Raw genomic sequence first — 20,037 nt, forward strand, 5'->3', positions numbered from 1 at the left:
GATCGTGACGACAACCGCTGGGGGCCGGAGTTCCCGTAGGGAGTTTTCCATTTCCCCGAACCTGCTGCGATATTGATATACTGAAGCCTTGCTCAATGACGAGTTGGAGCGTGTCGTGCGGGTTTGTGGTGTTGATCAGGTGGGTCGTGTCGGTCTGGGTGTGGTGGGTGCTGCGGTGTGTGGGGTGTTGGTGGTGGGGGTGGTGTCGCCGGTGTGGGCGGGTGAGGCCGGGGAGCCGGGCGCGCCGCCGGTGGTGGAGTTGGGGTCGTTCGGGGTGGGGGATGGGCTCGAGGGTGTGGTGAACGAGGTTGATGGGTCGTTCGGGGTGGTGGTGCCGGTTGCGGGGGTGTCGTTGGGGTGGGATTCGCGGGTTGGGGTGGATCGGTATGGGTTCGGGGTCGGGTGGGGGCTCGGGTTCGCGGTGGTGGAGGTCGAGGGTGGGGTGCGGGTGTCTCCGGCGTCGGGTGGGGTGTTCGAGGCCGCAGGCTCGGTGCCGTCAGGGCTGCTGGGGTATGCGGGCTCGGATGTGGTGTTCCGGCAGGTCCCGGGTGGGGTGCTGCCGGGTCGGGCCGATGGGGTGGTGGGTGAGCAGTCGTATGCGTTCGAGTTGCATGAGTTGGGTGGGGTGATCACGTACTTCAACGCGGCCGGGGATCCGGTGGCGAAGGTGGCCGCGGGTGGGGACCGGTCGGACTGGGGCTGGGTGGCCGGCAACCCGCACCGGTTGGGGTCGGTGGTGAGTGTGGACGGGGTGGTGACCGAGCTGGACTGGTCCGACCCCGGCGAAGTGCTGGTGCGACCCGGCGTGAATGTGCCGGCCGAGGGTGGTGGTGCTGGGGTGTGGCGGGTGCAGCTGGCCGATGGCCGGGTGGGTGAGGTGGCCGACCCGGTCGGGGGTCGCAGCCTGGTCGGGTATGACCGGGCGGGTCGGGTGGAACGGGTGGTGTCCGGGTCTGGTGCGGTGACGACGGTGTCGTGGCGGTCGGATACGGACGCGGTATCGCGGGTGGACCGGGTCGCGGTCACCGATGCCACCGGCACGGAGTTGAGCGCCCGCGAGTGGCGGCAGGTGGGCGGGGTGCTGCCATCGGGCTGGCCGGCGGTGGATCCGGCGAGCGTGCCCGGTGCGGTGGCCGGTGCGGTGGGTGGTGCGCGTTCGGTCGAGGTGTCGGATGGGAAGACGCGGGTGGTGTCCTCGTTCGACGAGTGGGGCCGGCTGGCGGGTAAGCAGGTCGTGGTGACCTCCGCCGCCGGTGAGCAGACCGTTCAGGAGCAGGAGCTGACTTACCCCGACGGGGACCCGGTGGGTGTGGGTGATCTGGCCCGGAAGCCGGTCGCGGCCGAGGTCAGGTCGCTGGACGTGTCCGGTGGGGTGCGGGCCGGCACCGAAGCGTACGAGTACGACGATCTGGGCCGGATGGTCCGCCGGACGAGCGCGGACGGCACCGTGCTCGAGCGCGCGTATGACCCCGAGGTCCCAACGGGCCGGCTACTGCCGGTCGGGTCGCCGGTATCGGAGCGGTCGACCGCTCCGGATGGGTCGGTGACCTCGACTGAGACGACGCTGGATGACACCCGGACCGTGCCGGTGCTTGTCGAGCAGACCATGCATGCGCCCGGTGGTGCTGCGACGGTGACCGGTCGCACTGAGTACACCGTTGAAGGCGGTGCGGTCATCGAGCAGCGCGAGTTCCCGAGCGGTGCTGCTGGTGCGGCGCCGGTGGTGACCCGGTGGGACGAGACCATCAATCTGGAGCGTGGGGTGCGTGAGGTGGTTGAGACGGTCGCGGCCGGCACTGAGCTGGCGGCGTCCACGTCGTCGACGACCTCGCTGCTGCACGGCGGCGCGTTGGAGTCGACCGATGTGCTCGGCCGCATGTCGTCGGCGCAGTACGACGAGCTGGGCCGTCCGGTGTTGACCCGTGATGCCGCGGATCGGGTCACGACCACCGCGTATGCGCCGGCGGATGGTGGGTTCGGCGGGTTCGGCGGGGATCAGGTCACGGTCACCGGCCCGGACGGGGTCGCGGTGACGGAGGTGCGGGATGTGCTGGGCCGGGTGGTGCAGAAGCACGACAACCTGAACCCCGACGGCGACCCGGTGGCCGGTGAGGTGCGGGTGTTCGAACGGCACGGGTTCCCGGCGCCCGGGGTCGAGGAGATCACTGACGCGTGGGGTGCGACGACCCGGGTCGAGCAGGATGTGCACGGCCGGGCGGCCCGGGCGACGCTCGCGAACGGGCTGGTCCAGGTCACCGAGCACGACGACGTGCACGGCACCGTCACCACCGGGACGACCCCGACGGGCCGGTTGGCGGACGCGGCGCAAGTGAGGACGTCGCGGATGGACGTGTCAGGCCGGGAGACCGGCACGGACGGGACCAGGGCGGACGGCGTGCCGGTGCCGGAGACCTCGACGGTGTACGACGGGTTCGGTCGCGAGCTTCAGACGAGCAACGGTGCGACCCGCACGAGTGTCGAGTTCGACGCCCACGGGAATCCGGCGACCACGACCATCAGCCCGGAGGATCCTGCTGCTGCGGCTGACGCGCTGGTCGCGGAGCGACGCTTCGACGGGTTCGGCACCAGCCTGGAGAAGACCATGTCCGCGGGCGGGCAGGAACGTTCAGGCGGGTCACGTGAGCTCGATGTGCTAGGCCGGACGGTGACCGAGACCGACCAGGTCGGTGCCATCACCGGGTATGAGTACACGGTCGACGGGTTGCCCGAACGGGTGACTACCAGTGCCGGCCAGGTGACGACGTATGCGTACGACGACACCTCCCGTGCGGTGATCGAGGTCCGGGTGGAGGCGCCGGGGCAGCAGGCGGTGGTGACCGGGTACGCCTATGACGAGGTCACCGGGCGGGTGACGGCGGTGTTCGATCCGGCTGAACGGGTCGGCACGGAGATCACCTACAGCTATGACGGGTTCGGCAATATCCGCACGGTGCAGTACCCGGCCGAACATGCCGGCGCGGCCCGACCTGCGATCGCGCACGAGTACGACCGGCACGGCCGCAAGACCCTGGCCGCCGATGGCTCGCGGTACGAGTGGGATGCGGCGAACCGGCAGATCGCGCAGATCCTGGCCGACGGCACCCGCATCGACACGCGGTACTGGGCCGACGGCCTGCGCAAGTCGCGGGCGACGGAGGCCGGGTCGACCACGTACTACTGGGACGACACGACTCTCGTCAACGACACGCACGTCACCGCCGACCAGGCGCTGGCCGGCGGGGTCGCGTCGTACCTGATCGGTGCGTCCCGCCACGCCCGCACGACACAGGCGGAGGCGGATGCGGTGGAGACGCGGTACTACAGCACCGACCGGCACGGGAACGTGACGGGGCTCACCGACGAGGCCGGCGCCGGGGTCGGCAGCTACCGCTACTCGGACTACGGGGTCGCGACCGCCGGCACCGGAATCGTCGCGCCGGATGCGGCCCTGCTCGGGGCGGTAGGTCAGCTGAGTCACAACCCGTACCAGTACGCCTCGGAGTACACGCACCCCGACGGCACCCAGTTCCTGCGGGAGCGGACCTACGACCCGCGCCAGCTCTCGTTCACCAGCAAGGACCGGGAGTCGCTGCACGACCGGTACGGGTACGCCAACGCCAACCCGATCATGTTCGTCGATCCATCGGGTCGGATGTCGCTCTTCGACCAGATCGCGCTGGGCCTGAACAGCCTTGGCATCGTGTTGGCTCTGGCCGGTGCGGCCGCGGCAATCATCGCCACCGGGGGTGCCGGAATCGGCCTCACGGCGCTCGGCGTGACGACTGCGGTGTTCGGTGTCTCGGACGCCGTGTTCACGGCGGTGGAGGCCTACAGCATGGCCACAGGCACCCGATTCATGTCCGAGGAGGACGCCCTCGCCGTCGGCGCCGGCCTGGCCGGTGCCGGCCTGTTCCTGGGCGTCGGCGGCGCGCTGATCGGTCTCCACGACACCCTCGTCGGAGTCGGCGTGAAACTGTTCGCTCGCCAGCCCGGGATCGACCTCAAGAACGCGAAAGCCACCGCGAGGTGGTACGAGACGGACCTCGTGACGAGTACCGAGGACGCCCTCCCCGACGGCGTCGACGTGGACTTCGTCGAAAAGATCACGGCGTCGGCACGCGCGAACCATCAGGAGGTGATCCCGCACGTGGTGGGCGGAGCGAAAGCCGAGACGATGACTCCGTTGCAGGCCGTTCAACGAGCGGTCGACGCGGCCTACGAGGTCGCGTCGGCAGGAGAATACCTTCCGTTGATCAAGGCCGTCGCGAGCATCCTCGGCTCCGTCAAGAAGCGTTTGGCCGATCCGAAGCTCACGGGGCTGCCTGCCGAACTCGCCAAGGTCGGCTGGCTCGACAGCCTGTCGCCGGAACAAGTGAGTCGAGCGCTGGCAAAAGCGCATCTCGCGAATGCCGAGATCGGCCAGGTGCAGACGATCCTGGACAAGCTGGTGCGGGGTACGGTGCCGTTCGGCCGGTTCCAGGTCCGCGCCGACCGGAGCGTGATCGATCTCAACGAGCTCCTCATCGCCGCACGCGATGCGTCGCATGAGCTGCTTCGAAAGTACTAAGTACGACCTCGTCGCTGAGCGAGCCGCTCTCGGCGTCAGCGCACGTTCGCGAGTTGGGTGGAGCGTGCGGCGCCGGCGCGCTCGCGGCGCGGGCCGATGACGAGCGGGGTGGCCACGGAGGCGAGGCCTGCTGCGACGAGTGAGACGGCCCAGATCCATCCGCCGTCCCACGCCCAGCCGAGCCAGGTCAGGCCGACCCAAACGATCGCGGCGACGCCCGCGCCGACGGCGGGCACGAGCACGGTGCCGGAGAAGTGGCGGCGGGGGAGCGCGTACCGCGCGATGGCGCCGAGGATGGCGCCGCCGAGCGTCGGTTCAGCGCCGCGGGCCGCCCGCGCCGCCCGCGCCGCCCGCGCCGCCGTGTCGGGCGTTACGGAGTATGGCTGATTCGTCAATAGTGATATTCTTGTATTCTCAGTTTTGGTTTGGGGATGTCGTGCAGGTTCGTGGTGTGGGTCGGGTGGATCGGGTCGGGCGTGTGGGTCTGGGTGTGGTGGGTGCGGTGGTGTGTGGGGTGTTGGTGGTGGGGGTGGTGTCGCCGGTGTGGGCGGGTGAGGCCGGGGAGCCGGGGGTGCCGCCGGTGGTGGAGTTGGGGTCGTTCGGGGTGGGTGACGGGCTCGAGGGGGTGGTGAACGAGGTCGATGGGTCGTTCGGGGTGGTGGTGCCGGTTGCGGGGGTGTCGTTGGGGTGGGATTCGCGGGTTGGGGTGGATCGGTATGGGTTCGGGGTCGGGTGGGGGCTCGGGTTCGCGGTGGTGGAGGTTGAGGGTGGGGTGCGGGTGTCTCCGGCGTCGGGCGGGGTGTTCGAGGCCGCCGACTCGGTGCCGTCCGGATTGCTCGGGTACAGCGGCTCGGATGTGGTGTTCCGGCAGGTTCCGGGTGGGGTGTTGCCGGGGCGTGCGGATGGGGTGGTGGGTGAGCAGTCGTATGCGTTCGAGTTGCATGAGTTGGGTGGGGTGATCACGTATTTCAATGCGGCGGGGGATCCGGTGGCGAAGGTGGCCGCTGGTGGGGACCGGTCGGACTGGGGGTGGGTGGCCGGCAACCCGCACCGGTTGGGGTCGGTGGTGAGTGTGGATGGGGTGGTGACCGAGCTGGACTGGTCCGACCCCGGCGAGGTCCTCGTGCGACCCGGGGTGAATGTGCCGGCCGAGGGCGGCGGCGCCGGGGAATGGCGGGTGCAGCTGGTCGACAGCCGGGTGAGCGAGGTGGCCGACCCGGTCGGGGGTCGCAGCCTGGTCGGCTACGACCGGGCGGGTCGGGTGGAGCGGGTGGTGTCCGGGTCTGGTGCGGTGACGACGGTGACGTGGCGGTCGGACACGGACGCGGTGTCCCGGGTGGACCGGGTCGCGGTCACCGATGCCACCGGCACGGAGTTGAGCGCCCGCGAGTGGCGGCAGCTCGACGGGGTGCTGCCATCGGGGTGGCCGGCCGTGGACGCGGCGAGTGTGCCCGGCGCGGTGGCCGGTGCGGTGGGTGGTGCGCGTTCGGTCGAGGTGTCGGATGGGAAGACGCGGGTGGTGTCCTCGTTCGACGAGTGGGGCCGGCTGGCGGGTAAGCGGGTCGTGGTGTCGTCTTCGGCGGGTGAGCAGACCGTTCAGGAGCAGGAGCTGACCTATCCCGACGGTGCCCCGGTGGGTGTGGGCGATCTGGCCCGGAAGCCGGTCGCGGCCGAGGTCAGGTCGCTGGACGTGTCCGGTGGGGTGCGGGCCGGCACCGAAACCTACGAGTACGACGAGCTGGGCCGGATGGTCTCGGCGCGGGATGCCGCGGACCGGATCACGACCACGACCTACCAGACCCCCGAGCTGCACGGCATCGACGCGGTCACCGTCACGGGTCCGGATGGGGTCGCGGTGACCGAGGTCCGCGACGAGCTCGGACGGGTCGTGCAGCGGCACGACAACCTGAACCCGGACGGCGCCCCGGTCGCCGGTGAGGTGCGGGTGTTCCAGCGGCACGCGTTCCCGGCGCCTGGGGTCGAGGAGACCACCGATGCCTGGGGTGCGACCACCCGGATCGAGCAGGACGTGCACGGTCGACCCGTCGAGCTGACGCTGCCGAACGGCCTGGTGCAGGTCACCCATCACGACGATGTCGCCGCCACGGTCACGACCGGGACGACCCCGACCGGTCGGCTCGCCGACGCGGCGCAGATCTCGACGTCCCACCTGGACTCGTCGGGCCGGGTCATCGCCACCGACGGAGTTCGCGCGGACAGCGTGCCGGTGCCGGTCACGTCGACCGTCTACGACGGCTTCGGCCGTCAGATCGAGGCCGACAACGGCACGATTCGTACGAACGTCGGGTTCGACAACCAGGGGAACCCGGCGACCACGACCGTGAGCCCCGCCGATCCCGCCGCTTCCGAGGAGCCTCTGATCGCGGAGCGACGGTTCGACGCATTCGGCACCAGCCTGGAGAAGACCATGACGGTCGGCGGGGAGGCGCGTTCGGGTGGGTCGCGCGAGCTCGATCTACTGGGCCGGCCCGTACTCGAGACCGATCAGGCCGGAGGCACGACCCGGTACGAGTACACCGCCGACGGGCTGCCCGCCCGAGTCGTCACGAGTGCCGGGCAGGTGACCGCGTACACCTACGACGCCGTGACCAGGGCGGTGACCGAGGTCCACGTCGAAGCGCCGGGGAAGCAGTCGGTCGTGACGGGATTCGCGTCCGACGAGACCACGGGCCGCGTGACCGGCGTGTTCGATCCGGCTGACCGGGCCGGCACCGAGATCGAGTACACGCATGACGGGTTCGGCAACGTCCGTACGGTGCAGTACCCGGCCGAGCAGGCCGGCGGGGATCGTCCCACGGTCGAGCATGAGTATGACCGGCACGGCAGGAAGACCGCGACGACCGACATCGCCGGCAACCGGTCCGAGTACGGCTATGCCGCGGACGGGTTCCTGAGCGGGGTGGTGCAGACGGATGCCTCGGGGCAGGAGTTCGCTCGGGTCGGGTACACGCCCGACGAGTACGGTCGGGTTGCACGGATCACCCGCGGCAATGGCGTGGTCACCGAGTACGCGTTCACCAGTGCGGGCGAGATCAGGTCCGAGATCACGACCGGGCCTGATGGGTCGGTGCAGGCGGAGCGGGAGTACGAGTACGACCCCGCGACGGGCAACCTCACGGTGCGTATCGATCGGAGCGCCGGCGAGGCATCCGGTGACCTGAAGGTGGAGCGACGCGAATACGCCTACGACCATCTCAACCGGCTCACCTCGTCGACCATTCGCGAGGGCGACGCCGCCGACGCGCCCGTCGTGCAGACGGTGGGGTACGACATCACCGTGTCAGGACAGGTTGGGGTCGAGACCACCACAGACGGGGCATCCGGAGCGGTCACGACCCGGGAGTTCACGTATTCGCCCGTCGGCGAGCTCCAGGCGATCACGACCACGCTCCCGGACGGCACCACGCAGGTCGCGACCCAAGCTCATGACGCGGCGGGCAACCTGACGACCGCCGCCGACGGGACCGCGTTCGAGTGGGATGCCGCGAACCGGCAGACCGGCCAGGTCAGGTCCGACGGCACCCGCGTCGAGTCGAGCTACTGGGCCGACGGCAGCCGGAAGGCGCGAACCACGTCGACCGAGTCCACGACCTACTACTGGGACGGTACTGCGCTCATCAACGACACGCACGTCACCGCGGACCAGGCGCTGGCCGGCGGCGTCGCGTCGTACCTGATCGGCGCCTCCCGCCACGCGCGCACCACCCACCCGGACGCGGCGCCTTCGAGCACGCAGTACTTCGGCACCGACCGGCACGGCAATGTCACCGAGCTCACAGGCGACACCGGCGCGATCACGGGCACCTACGAGTACTCGGACTACGGTGTCGCGGTCGCGAGCGAGGGGATCGCGGCGACGGCGGCCGGGCAGACCGGCGCCGTCGGCCAGCTCGAGTACAACCCGTTCCAGTACGCGTCGGAGTACACCCACGCCGACGGCACGCAGTTCCTCCGGGAGCGCACGTACGATCCGACTCGCATGGGGTTCACGAGCAAGGACGTGGAGTCGTTGCATGATCTGTACGGGTACACCAACGCGAACCCGATCATGTTCGTGGACCCGTCGGGCCGGTACGCGATCAAGGACGGGTTCGCGATCTTCATGAACGGCCTCGGCATGCTCGGCGGGCTCGCCGGTGCCGCGCTCGCGCTCGGCAGTGCGTTCAGCGGCGGTGGACTCGGGCTGATGGTGTTCGGTGTGGCATCCGCGCTCTTCGGAGCCGGCGACGCGGTCTTCAGCGGCGTCGAGATCGCGTCACTCGTCACCGGCACGAGGTTCATGTCGGAGGACGAAGCGCTCGGCGTCGGCGCCGGGCTCGCCCTCGGCGGGCTCGCACTCGGCGGGATCGGCAAGTACCTCAGCCGAACCGCGGGCGCCGCGAGCGCTCCGGTCGTGCTCAAGGCAGACGATGCCCCCGCAGACGACATCAAGCAGGCCCAGCAGGCCCCGCTCAATGACGCAGATCTGAACCAAGCGGGTGTTGGCCAAGGCCAGAATGTGGTCGTAGTGCCGGTGCAAGTACAGAAACCGACCGTTGTCTCTGGTCAACCGAGCACTGCGAAGGTCGACCCGAGGACGCCGGCTCAGAAGTTCAGGGACGCGAAGAACACCACCGTGTTCTATACGACGGAGGTGCCGCTCGGTGAGGACGTGGCGAGACTGCTCAACGCGTCGCCGACGGACATGAGGCTGCGACGCGAAATCGTCAAGGACGTACTCGATGAAATGGGACGCCGTCGAGACAATCTGCCGAGAGGCATGATCGACGAGAAGCTATCTTGGGCGATCTACCATGTCGGCGAGGCCGTCGACTTTCGCCCTCTGAACAAGCTCGACAACACGCTCCTCGCCGCCATCGAGGCGGGTGGGCTCGAGATGCCGGAACGACTCGCCGCGGACATGGCGTATGCGAATTACTGGATCGACTATCTCCGCCTGCATGCGGACGACGTGTTCCAGAGATCAGCCCAACTGCCGCCGCAGGCGGAAGAATTCGCCGAGGCGGTGACCGTCTTCCATGATCTGGTGCGGACGCATGTGCTCAAGTACTAGCCCAAGGCAAGTCGAGTACTCGCCGCGGGCATGCCCGTCAGCGCGCGTTCGCGAGGCGCGTGAAGAGCGCGGCGTCGGCGCGCTCGCGGCGTGGGCCGAGGACGAGCGGGGTGGCCACGGAGGCGAGGCCTGCTGCGACGAGTGAGACGGCCCAGATCCATCCGCCGTCCCACGCCCAGCCGAGCCAGGTCAGCGCGACCCAGACGACCGCGGCCACGCCGGCGCCGATGGCGGGCACGAGCACCGTGCCGTAGAAGTGGCGGCGGGGGAGCGCGTACCGCGCGATGGCCCCGAGGATGGCGCCGCCGAGCGTCACGAACAGGAGCTCCATCAGCCGACGAACCCGATGCGGCGCGATTCCTCCGAACCGATCTCGATGTAGGCGAGCGCGGCGGCCGGGACGACGTAGACGTTGCCCTTGGAATCGGTCAGGTTCAGCACCGCCGACTGCCCCGAAAGCGCCGTCTCGACGGCTTGCTGGATCTCGGCGGCCGTCTGGGACGACTCGAAACCGAGTTCACGGGGGGAGTTCTGGATGCCGATGCGAACGTCCACTGTCTGCCTTTCTGTCGGTGCTGCCAAGACTATGACACCGCTGCATGGAGCGTCCGACCGTTCACTGTCGGCAGAACCCCTTATGGTGACGGCATGCACCTCGGCACCACGCTCCTCGAGACCGCTGCGACCGGCGCGCACATCCTCGACGATGCCGCCTGGCGGCGGGCGCTCACGCTCGCCGACGACACGTCGGCCGCGGTGTTCGGCGCACCGGGGTCGGGCAAGACGACGCTCGCGGTCGAGCTCGTCGCCGATCGAGTCGAACGACGGGGGTACGAGCCTGACGAGGTGCTCGTGCTCACCGCGAGCCGGGCCACGGCGACGGCGCTGCGCGACCGGCTCGCGGTGCGACTCGGCCTCACCACGCGCGGCCCGCTCGCGCGCACCGCGAACTCGATCGCCTTCCAGCTCGTGCGCGCGGCGACCGGCGCGCCAGTCACCCTGCTCACCGGGTCCGAGCACGATCAGCTCATCGCCGAGCTGCTCGAGGGTGGCGTGAGCGACGGCGGCGGGCCGGTGTGGCCCGACCCGTTCATCGACGAGGTGCGGCGTCTGCGCGGGTTCCGTGCCGAACTCCGTGAGCTGCTCATGCGCGCGGTCGAGCACGGCGTCGACGGCCCGGCGCTCCGCCGTCTCGGCGAGGCCGCCGGGCGGCCCGAGTGGGTCGCCGCGGGCGCGTTCCTCAACGAGTACGCCGACGTGAAAGAGCTCGTGCGCGGCGCGCAGTTCGACTCGGCCGAGCTCGGCGCGTACGCCGCTGCCGTCGTACGCGCGGCCGACCCCGAGGCATCCGTGCTCGGCACCCTCGCCCGGTTGCGCCTCATCGTCGTCGACGACGCGCAAGAGGCGACCCAGGCCACCGCCACGCTGCTCTCCGCCTTCGCCGCGCGCGGCGTCGCGGTCATCGCGCTCGGCGACCCCGACGTCGCGAGCAACGGGTTCCGCGGCGGCCGGCCCGAACTGCTCGGCTCGCTCGGCCGGCTGCTGCCCGGCCAGGCCGTCGAGCGCATCGAGCTCGAGCGGGTGTGGCGCGGGCGGCCAGAGCTGCGTGGCGTGGTCGCCGACGTCACGGCCCGCATCGGCACCGCGCTCGGCGGAACGCATCGTGCGGCGCAGGTCGCGGTCGAGCAGGTCGCGGTCGACGTCGCCGCAGCCGAGCTGGGCGTGGCCGATCTGGGCGCGACGGACCTGGGTGCGAGCCGCGAGGCCGCGACCGGTGCGGGCGCGACCGGTGTGGCGGTCGCCGGTGTGACTGTGACCGGCGTGGGCGCGGCCGGCGTAGGCGCGGCCGACGTGGCTGTGACCCGGGCTGGGAGCGACGATTCCGCGCAGGCGCAGGCGCAGGCGCAGGCGCAGGCGCAGGCGCAGGCGCCGGTGCTCGGCATCGAGGCGCCGTCGCACGCCGCCGAGTGCCAGTCGGTCGCGGCGCTGCTGCGCGAGCGGCATCTGCTCGGCGGCATCCCCTGGTCGGGCATGGCGGTCGTCCTTCGCTCGGGCGGCGACGTCCCTGCATTCGAGCGCGGGCTCGCGCTCGCCGACGTGCCGACGGCGGGTGCGGTCGCACGCATGCCGCTGCGGGATGCCCCGGCCGCGGCCGCACTGCTCTCGGCGGCCTCGCTCGCGCTCGGCCGCGAGCCGCTCAGCGCCGAGCTCGCGGTCGCGCTGCTCACCGGCCCGCTCGGCCGGCTCGATGCCGTCGGTCTGCGTCGCCTGCGGCTCTCCCTCCGGCATGAAGAGCTCGCGGCCGAGGGCGACCGCACCGCCGACGAGTTGCTCGTCGACGCGCTCGGCGCGCCCGGCGGGTTCGAGACCATCGATGCCGCGCCGGCCCGTCGTGCGGGTCGGCTCGCCAAGCTGCTGGCCGGCGCGCGAGGCGTCGCGGGCCGCGGCGGCACGATCGAAGAGGTGCTCTGGGCACTCTGGGAGGGCAGCGGGCTCGCGACCGAGTGGGCCGCGCAGGCCGCGGGCACCGGGGTGCTCGCCGACGAGGCGAACCGCGCGCTCGACGCCGCCGTCGCGCTGTTCGCCTCGGCGCAGCGGTTCGTCGAGCGCGAGCCCGGTGCGCCGGCCGGCCGGTTCGTCGAAGAGGTGCTCGCGAGCGAGCTGCCAGAAGACTCGCTCGCGCCGCAGCGGAGCGCCGAGTCGGTGTTCGTCGGCACGCCGGCCGCGCTCGTCGGCCGCGAGTTCGACCTCGTCGTGGTCGCCGGGCTGCAAGAGGGGGTCTGGCCGAACCTGCGCCCGCGCGGCACGCTGCTGCATTCGGCGCTGCTGCCCCGCGCGGTCGCCGCCGTGCGTGCGGGCGAGCCCGCGCCGCAGCCCGAGGGCGTGGCCGAAGCCCGCGCCTCGGTGCGCAGCGACGAGCTGCGCCTGTTCGCGCTCGCCATCTCGAGGGCGAAGCGGCAGCTCGTGCTCTCGTGCACCGCGAACGACGACGAGCAGCCGTCCGTGCTCATGGCCTACGCGCCCGAGCGCGTGCGGCCGTCTCGACGCCGACCGCTGCACCTCCGCGGTCTGGTCGGCGCGCTGCGGCGCGAGTCTGCGACGACGCCGGCCGGCGAGGCCGCGGCCGCGCTCGCGCTGCTCGCCGAGGAGGGCATCCCGGGTGCGCACCCCGACGAGTGGTACGGGCTGCGCGAACCGTCGACGACCGCGCCGCTCGTCGACCTCGACGGCGACCCCGAGGCCCTCGTCGACGTCTCACCGTCGCAGATCGACCGCGCCGAAGAGTCGGGGCTCGGCTGGTTCGTCGATCACGTCGCCTCGCCACCCTCGGGCATCGCCGCGTCGATCGGCACGATCGTGCACGCCGTGGTCGAGGCGGCCGGCGAACGCGCCGACGGCGACACGAGCGTCGAGACGCTCTGGGCCGACGTCGAGGCGCGGCTCGCGACACTGCGGTTCGAGGCCGGCTGGGTCGCCGAACGCGAACGGCGAGGGGCGCGGCGCATGACCGAGGGTGCGGCGGCGTACCTCGCCGCGTTCGCCGACGACGGCAAGGTGCTGCTCGGCGCCGAAGGCCGCTTCACGCTCGTCGCCGGGCGGGCGAAGCTCACCGGCACGATCGACCGGGTCGAAGCGTCGGCCGACGGCACGACCGTCATCGTCGACCTCAAGACGGGGTCGAGGCCGCCGACCGCCGCCGAGACGGCGGCGCACCCTCAGCTCGCCGCCTACCAGCTCGCCGCACGCGCGGGCGAGGTGCCGAACGGCGGCGTGCTCGGCGGCGCAAAGCTCGTCTACGTCGCGAAGCCCACCTCGGCGACCGGCTACACCGAGAAGGCGCAACAGCCCTTCGACGACGAGGCCGAGGCAACCTTCCTCGAGCGACTCGACCGCGTCTCACGCGCGATGGCCGCCGCCGAGTTCGAGACCGCGGCCGAGCTGCCGTTCCGATCGCGGTTCGCCGCGTGGCAGTACCGGGTCCAGGTCGTCCCGGCGGTGTCCGCGTGAGCGACGGGGCCGCCGAGGCCGCCGGGGCCACCGCACTCGTCCTCGGCGCGCTCTGGCCGAGCGCGTCGGTGACCGGCGCCGCCAGTGGCACCGCGCACGGACCCGGCGCGTCCGCATCCAGTACGCCCGCATCCGGCACCTCCGCACCAGCGTCGGCGGCCCCGCGCATCTCGGCGTCGGAGGTGTTCGGGTGATCGGCGCCGCCGCCCAGGGGATCGGTGCGCCCATGCGCGGTGCGGCCGTCCCCGCAGCGTCCGCCTCCGCGCCGGCGGTCGCGCACATCTCGGCACCCGAGATCGCCGAGCGGCTCGGCCTCCACGCGCCGACGGCCGAGCAGCGCGCGGTCATCGAGGCGGATCCGACGGGCCGGCATCTCGTGGTGGCGGGCGCCGGCAGCGGCAAGACCGAGACCATGGCGAACCGCGTCGTCTGGCTGCTCGCCAACGGTCACGTCGACGTGCCGGAAGTCCTCGGGCTCACCTTCACCCGGAAGGCGGCCGGTGAGCTCGCCGAGCGCATCCGCGAACGCGTCGGGCAGCTCGTCGACGGCGGCATCGCCGAGCTCGAGCTCGACCCGCTCGAGGGCGCGGCCGTCGGCACGTACCACTCGTTCGCGAGCGCCATCTACCGCGAGCACGCCCTGCTCATCGGGCGTGAGCCCGACGCGGCGGTGCTCGGCGAGGCATCCGCATGGCAGCTCGCGCGGCAGGTCGCCGCCGCATCCGACGACCCGCGCCTGATCGACCTGGATCTGAGCCTCGACCGGGTCACCTCGGCGGTGCTCTCGCTGAGCCGCGCGCTCGCCGAGAACGTCGCCGACCAGCGCGACGTGCTCGCCTGGACCTGCGACTTCCTGGCCATGGCGGACCTGCCGATCGGCCGGCCGCGCAAGCGCACGCCGTTCGAGTCCTTCACCAAGGCGCTCGGCGTCGTCGATGCGCTGCCGCCGCTGCTCGAGCTCGCCGACGCTTACGCCGCGGCCAAACGCGACAAGGGGTACGTCGAGTTCAGCGACCAGGTCGCGCTCGCGCTCACCATCTGCCGGGAGCACCCCGAGGTGGTTGCCGGCTACCGCGAGCGGTACCGGTCGGTGCTGCTCGACGAGTATCAAGACACGAGCGTCGTGCAGACCCAGCTGCTCGCGACCCTCTTCGCGGGCACGCCGGTCATGGCGGTCGGCGACCCCGACCAGTCGATCTACGGATGGCGCGGCGCGAGCGCCGCGAACCTCGCCCGCTTCGGCCGCGACTTCGGCGGCGACGCCGAGACCTTCGACCTCTCGACGAGCTGGCGCAACCCGCGCATCGTGCTCGACGCCGCGAACACGCTCATCGCGCCGCTCGACTCAGGGGTTGAGAAAGCCCCGCTCGCCCCGTCGCCGTTCGCGACCGCGGGCCGCGTCGAGGTCGCCTGGCACGAGACGATCGAAGACGAAGCGGCGCAGGTGGCGGAGTGGTTCGCCGCGCGCATCCTGCCGGAGCGAGCCCCCGCGAGCGGCCTATCGGGTGTCACCCCGCGGACCGGTGCCCTGCTCTGCCGCACGTTCGCCCACGTCGGACTCTTCACGCAGGCCCTGCGTGCGCGAGGCGTGCCCGTGCACGTGCTCGGCGTCGCGGGTCTCCTCGACCAGCCGGTCATCGCCGACCTCGTGTGCGCGCTGCGCGTGCTGCACGACCCGACGGCGGGCGCCGAGTTGATCCGGCTGCTGGCAGGGGCGCGTTGGCGCATCGGCACGGCCGACCTCGCGGCCCTGCGCTCGCTCGCGCGGTGGCTCGCCGAGCGCGACGCCGCGAGCCGCCGGCTCCCCGACGACGTGCGACGTGGTCTGCGCGCATCCATCGCGGCCGAGGAGTCGCCCTCGATCGTCGATGCGCTCGACTTCCTGCTCGCCACCCCCGACACCCACCGCGCGCTCGCCGGGTTCACCCCGACCGCCCTCGGCCGTCTGCGCCGCGCAGGTGCGCAGCTGCAGTCGCTCCGCCGCCGGGCCGGGCTCGGCCTCGTCGACTTCGTCGCCCTCGTGCAGCAAGAGCTGCTGCTCGACATCGAGGTCGCCGCCAACGGCGACCAGCCGCTCGGGCGCCCGAGCCTCGACGCGTTCGACGAGCTGCTCGCGGGATTCGTCGAGGTCTCGGAACAGCCCACCCTCGGTGCGTTCCTCGGCTGGCTGACCGAGGCCGAGCAGCGCGACCGTCTCGCACCCCGCCAAGACGAGCCCGAGCCGGGTGCCGTACAGGTGCTCACCATCCACGGGTCGAAGGGGCTCGAATGGGAGGTCGTGGCCATCCCGCGCATGGTCGACGACGAGCTGCCGGCGAAGCCGCGCACCACCGCAGGATGGCTCGCGCTCGGCGAGCTGCCGAACGACTTCAAGGGTGATCGCGAAGAGCTTCCCGAACTCGTCTGGCGCGGCTCGCAGAGCCAGCACGAGTTCGACGAGGCCGTCACCGCCTTCCGCGCCGAGAACGCGGCGCGAGACGCCGAAGAGGAGCGGCGGCTCGCCTACGTCGCCGTGACCCGCACCCGCGACGACCTGCTGCTCACCGGATCCTTCTGGGCGACGCAGAAGACGCCGCGACAGCCGAGCCCGTATCTTCGCGAGCTCGCGCAGGCACGCCTCATCGACCCTGCGGTGCTGCCAGCCGCTTCCGAGCACGAGCAGAACCCGCTCGCCGACCAGGTCGAGACGATTCGCTGGCCGCTCGACCCGTTGGGCGCCCGTCGAGATGCCGTCGAAGCCTCAGCAGCGGCGGTCCGGTCGGCTGCCGAAGGTCCGAGCGGCGCCGGCATCGGCCCCGGGTTGCGCCGCGAGCTCGACCTGCTGCTCGAGGAGCGCCGCCGGCGCCAGCTCGGCCCGGGCGGCGCGGTCATTCCGGCCCGCGTGCCCGCCTCGCGGTTCAAGGACTACGTCGACGACGCGGCAGCCGTGGCCGACGAGTTGCGCCGCCCCATGCCGCAGCGCCCGTACCGGGCGACCCGGCTCGGCACGCTCTTCCACCGCTGGGTCGAGCACCGCGCCACCGGCGAAGGGGAGGCCGAGGCGATCGACGCGCTCGGCGGGCACGCGCTCGACGAGCGGCTCTGGGACGACGACGAGGACGCGCAGCGCCTCGACGACCCCGCGCCCGCTCGACTCCGCGAGCTCCAGGCGACCTTCGCTCGCTCGGAGTGGGGCGACCGCAAACCCGACGCGGTCGAGCTCGAGCTCCATCTGCCGATCGGCGAGCACGTGTTCGTCTGCAAGCTCGACGCCGTGTATCGCGTCGACCCGGCGAGCGAGCTCGGTGGCCGGGGCATCCGCTATCAGGTGGTCGACTGGAAGACCGGCAAAGCGCCGCGCGACGCGCGCGACCTCGAATTGAAGCAGACCCAGCTCGCGCTCTACCGCCTCGCCTACGCGAGCTGGGCGGGCGTGCCCGCCGACGAGATCGACGCGTGCTTCTACTTCGTCGAGGACGACCGTGTCATTCGCCCGGACGCGATCTTCGACGAGGCCGAGCTGCGCCGAGCATGGACCGACGCGGTGCAGTCGGCGGCCGTCGACCGGTAGCCGACCACACCGCTGCCCACCGCGTCGCCTGCGTGGCGTTCGTCGCGCCACGTGTGCCGCGGCCCGCCAGCCGACCCCGCGCGCTCAGTCAGAGCTGGCGCGACGGCGGCGGCGTACTCATGCGGTGCCGCGTCCGCGGTGTTTCTTGCTCAGGAAGATCGGGCGAGTGTGCGGCGTGTCGCGCGCAGACGCGCCGGCCGGGATCTCGGGATTCCTGAGCAAGGAATTGCCGCGCGTGGCAGTGGGCGCGGTCCCGGGCGCGGGCGCGGGCGCGGGCGCGGGTATGGGTATGGGTATGGGTATGGCTGCTGCCGCGGCCGCGGCGTTTCTTGCTCAGGAAGTTCGGGCGGGTATGCGGCGTGTCGCGCGCTGGCGCACCGACGGCGGCCTCGGGGTTCCTGAGCAAGGAAACCTGGGAGGCCCGTTCAGAACGTGGGAGGCACGTTCAGAACGTGGGAGGCACGTTCAGAACGTGGGAGGCACGTTCAGAACGTGGGAGGCACGTTCAGACCGTGGGAGGCACGTTCACAACGTGGGCCGCACGTTCAGGCGGTGTCGCTGCGGCGCTCGCCCGCGGGACGGTCGCCGGCCGGCGGCTCGCCGCGGGATGGCTCGTCGTCACCGCCCGGAGCCGCGTCGCCCCAGTCGCTGAGGTCCAGCGGGATCGGCGCGGTCGCGTCGGCGGAGACCTGCTCGATCTCGCCGACCCGTTCCAGGTCCGAGAAGTCATAGCTGTCGGTGAGCAGCGCACCGCCGGCCTCTCGCGGCACGTGGCCGCGCGGGGTGCCGTCGAGCAGCCGCTCCACGTCGCCGACCGTGAGAATCGGGCCGGTCTGCGCGGCGAGCGGCTCGCTGGACCGGTCGTGCACGGTTGCCACGAGCCCGTCGAGCAGCACCACGGCATCCTCGACGACCGACTCGTCGTGCGTGTCCACGCCGTGGAGCAGCCAGCGCGCGAGCTCGAGCTCGCCGTAGAGCAGCGCACGGCGGGGGAGATGCTCGTCGGCCGCGCCCTCGCGGCCGGCGAGATACGCCTCGAGCGCCCGCTCGGCCGCCGCTCCGCGCGAGGTCAGCAGCCAGTGCAGGTCGCGCGCGGGGTCGCCGACCGCGAGTCGAGCCCACCCCAGTACGCCGGTGACCCGGTCGCCGTCGACGAGGATCGACTCCGCGCCGAGCGACCCGTTGATGACCGTCGGCTCGAACCGCCAGAGCGCCGCGTCGTCGGTCGCCTCCTCCCAGCGCCGCAGGAGCGCAGCGGGCAGCCGCCCGGTGTCGGCGGCGCGGCCGACGAGGGCGATGACCTCGTCGCGGCTCTCAGCGGCGGTGCGCCGGGGCAGCCCGGCGTCCGCGACGAACCCGGTGGGCAGCGCATGGATCGCGGCGATCGCGAGTCCCACGGACTCCGCGAGGCGCATCTCGGAGGTGAGCTCATCGGCCGTGCGGTGCCTGCCGGGCACGAAGTCGGTGACGATCGCGCGGGTGCCGTCGATGGGTGCCTGACCGACGAACGCCGGCAGGTCGAAGGGAAGTCGCGAGCGGATTCCGGCCGTGAGCGAACGCAGCGCGACGAGATCGGCCGACTGCTCGGACTCGGCGGCCTGCGACCGCGGAGCGCGGATGATGAGCTTCCGGCCGTCGGTGGCGACGAGACGGACGGCGTCGTAGTCGCCCTGCGCGTGGCGCGTGTGTGCGCCGGCGGCCTGGACCGTCAGCCCGGGCACCGCCGCCGTGGCCAACGCGGCTAGAGTGAGTGGGGGTCTGGCCATGGCACACAGCTTAAGCAGGCATCCTCGTGCAGCAGGCGACCGCCACGCCTTCCCGCCGACTCCGTCCGAAGCCGAGTGAGAGGTGATCGCAGCCGTGCACGCCGTTCCTCCGCTCGCACGCGCCGCCATCGATCGCGATGGCCTCGCCCGCGCCGATGACTCGTTCGGCTCGCGATTCGACGCCGACCCGGCCGCGCGCGTCGTCATCATCCACGGCGATCGGCTGCTGATCGCGGAGAAGGTCGATGGGTCGCCGCTCGGGCTCGACCTGCGACACCCCTCTGTGCTGCCCGAAGCGACCCTGCGCTGTTACCTCGGGCGCACACTCACGATCGTGCGCGGGTCGGATGCCTCGGCCGGGGCCCCGATCGAGGTGCGGGTGTTCGACGAGGCATCCGCCGCCCTGATCGAGCCCGAGGCGGCCCGCTGGGCGGGCCTGCGCGATCTCGCCCCGGTGCTCGACGACCGCGATGCCGCGCTCGCGACCGAGGCGGTCGCGCTCGCCAACTGGCATGGGACGCACCCGCGGTGCCCACGCTGCGGGGCGGTCACGAAACCCGTGCAGGCCGGCTGGGCCAGGCGCTGCACCGTCGACGAGAGCCTGCACTTCCCCCGGACCGACCCCGCGATCATCGTCCTCGTCACCGACGACTCCGACCGGGTGCTGCTCGGTTCCAACGCGCTGTGGGAGCAGCGGCGGTTCTCGCTGCTCGCCGGCTTCGTCGAACCGGGCGAGTCGCTCGAGGCCGCCGTGGTGCGCGAGATCGGCGAGGAGGCGGGCGTCGCGGTCGACCGGGTCGAGTACGCCGCGTCGCAGCCGTGGCCGTTCCCCGCGAGCATCATGCTCGGCTTCACGGCGCGTGTCGCCGCGGGCGTCGACCCGGCCGAGGCGGAGCCCGACGGCGAAGAGATCCTGCAGCTGCGGTGGCTGAGCCGCGAAGAGCTCAGGGCGGCGACGCACGAGGTCGTGCTGCCGGGGCCCGCCTCGATCGCCCGCTGGCTGCTCGAACGATGGTTCGGCGGGCCGCTCGAGGCACACACGGCGCCGTGGGCGAGCCGATGAGCCTGACGA

The 20,037-nt window shown here is 71.9% G+C and carries 10 protein-coding genes; 6 read left to right on the plus strand and 4 right to left on the minus strand.

All coding sequences use genetic code 11. The features are described 5' to 3' along the window. The first annotated feature begins 88 nt into the window (after window positions 1–88). Window positions 89–4,567 (plus strand): RHS repeat domain-containing protein, encoded by a 4,479-nt coding sequence (locus QU602_RS05950; protein ID WP_308799318.1) that lies wholly within the window; start codon window positions 89–91, stop codon window positions 4,565–4,567. A gap of 35 nt (window positions 4,568–4,602) precedes the next feature. Here the strand turns inward: QU602_RS05950 and QU602_RS05955 are convergent, their stop codons facing one another. Continuing rightward, window positions 4,603–4,962 carry a hypothetical protein gene (locus QU602_RS05955; protein ID WP_308799319.1) on the minus strand — a complete coding sequence of 120 codons (360 nt, stop codon included), beginning with the start codon at window positions 4,960–4,962 and terminating at the stop codon, window positions 4,603–4,605. A gap of 119 nt (window positions 4,963–5,081) precedes the next feature. Here QU602_RS05955 and QU602_RS05960 point away from each other — a divergent pair, with 119 nt between their 5' ends. After that, window positions 5,082–9,641, plus strand: a complete 4,560-nt coding sequence (locus tag QU602_RS05960; RefSeq protein ID WP_308799321.1) for an RHS repeat domain-containing protein — start codon at window positions 5,082–5,084, stop codon at window positions 9,639–9,641. A gap of 37 nt (window positions 9,642–9,678) precedes the next feature. Here QU602_RS05960 and QU602_RS05965 read toward each other — a convergent pair whose 3' ends face one another. Together QU602_RS05965 and QU602_RS05970 are read right to left on the minus strand one after the other, a co-directional pair. Continuing rightward, window positions 9,679–9,972 carry a hypothetical protein gene (locus QU602_RS05965; protein ID WP_308799322.1) on the minus strand — a complete coding sequence of 98 codons (294 nt, stop codon included), beginning with the start codon at window positions 9,970–9,972 and terminating at the stop codon, window positions 9,679–9,681. After that, on the minus strand, window positions 9,972–10,196 hold the full coding sequence (locus QU602_RS05970) for a DUF3107 domain-containing protein (protein ID WP_308799323.1): 225 nt from the start codon (window positions 10,194–10,196) through the stop codon (window positions 9,972–9,974). Before QU602_RS05970 ends, QU602_RS05965 begins: the two co-directional genes overlap by 1 nt. A 93-nt stretch (window positions 10,197–10,289) precedes the next feature. Here QU602_RS05970 and QU602_RS05975 point away from each other — a divergent pair, with 93 nt between their 5' ends. The 3 genes from QU602_RS05975 to QU602_RS05985 are packed head-to-tail and all read left to right on the plus strand — an operon-like array spanning window position 10,290 to window position 17,199. After that, window positions 10,290–13,649, plus strand: a complete 3,360-nt coding sequence (locus QU602_RS05975) for a PD-(D/E)XK nuclease family protein (protein ID WP_308799324.1) — start codon at window positions 10,290–10,292, stop codon at window positions 13,647–13,649. Beyond that, window positions 13,646–13,843, plus strand: coding sequence for a hypothetical protein (locus QU602_RS05980; RefSeq protein ID WP_308799325.1), 198 nt, complete (start codon window positions 13,646–13,648; stop codon window positions 13,841–13,843). The genes QU602_RS05975 and QU602_RS05980 overlap by 4 nt, the downstream gene beginning before the upstream one ends. After that, the gene (locus QU602_RS05985; RefSeq protein WP_308799326.1) at window positions 13,840–17,199 is read left to right on the plus strand and encodes an ATP-dependent DNA helicase; all 3,360 of its coding nucleotides are present in this window, start codon (window positions 13,840–13,842) and stop codon (window positions 17,197–17,199) included. Before QU602_RS05980 ends, QU602_RS05985 begins: the two co-directional genes overlap by 4 nt. A gap of 545 nt (window positions 17,200–17,744) precedes the next feature. Here QU602_RS05985 and QU602_RS05990 read toward each other — a convergent pair. Then, a complete protein-coding gene (locus QU602_RS05990) occupies window positions 17,745–18,935 on the minus strand; it encodes a phosphotransferase (protein ID WP_308799327.1) in 1,191 nt (396 codons plus the stop codon). A 124-nt stretch (window positions 18,936–19,059) separates the two neighbouring features. On the opposite strand from QU602_RS05990, the gene nudC reads away from it, so the two are divergent. After that, window positions 19,060–20,028, plus strand: a complete 969-nt coding sequence (nudC, locus tag QU602_RS05995; protein ID WP_308799329.1) for an NAD(+) diphosphatase — start codon at window positions 19,060–19,062, stop codon at window positions 20,026–20,028. Window positions 20,029–20,037: the final 9 nt, after the last annotated feature.

Origin of the sequence: Agromyces protaetiae, assembly GCF_030866785.1 — a bacterium.
Lineage (GTDB): Bacteria > Actinomycetota > Actinomycetes > Actinomycetales > Microbacteriaceae > Agromyces > Agromyces silvae.

What these genes read in the sequence shown, in the direction of transcription:
- QU602_RS05965 (WP_308799322.1), bottom strand. Translation starts at nt 9,972, where the DNA reads ATGGAGCTCCTGTTCGTGACGCTCGGCGGCGCCATCCTCGGGGCCATC.
- QU602_RS05975 (WP_308799324.1), top strand. Translation starts at nt 10,290, where the DNA reads ATGCACCTCGGCACCACGCTCCTCGAGACCGCTGCGACCGGCGCGCAC.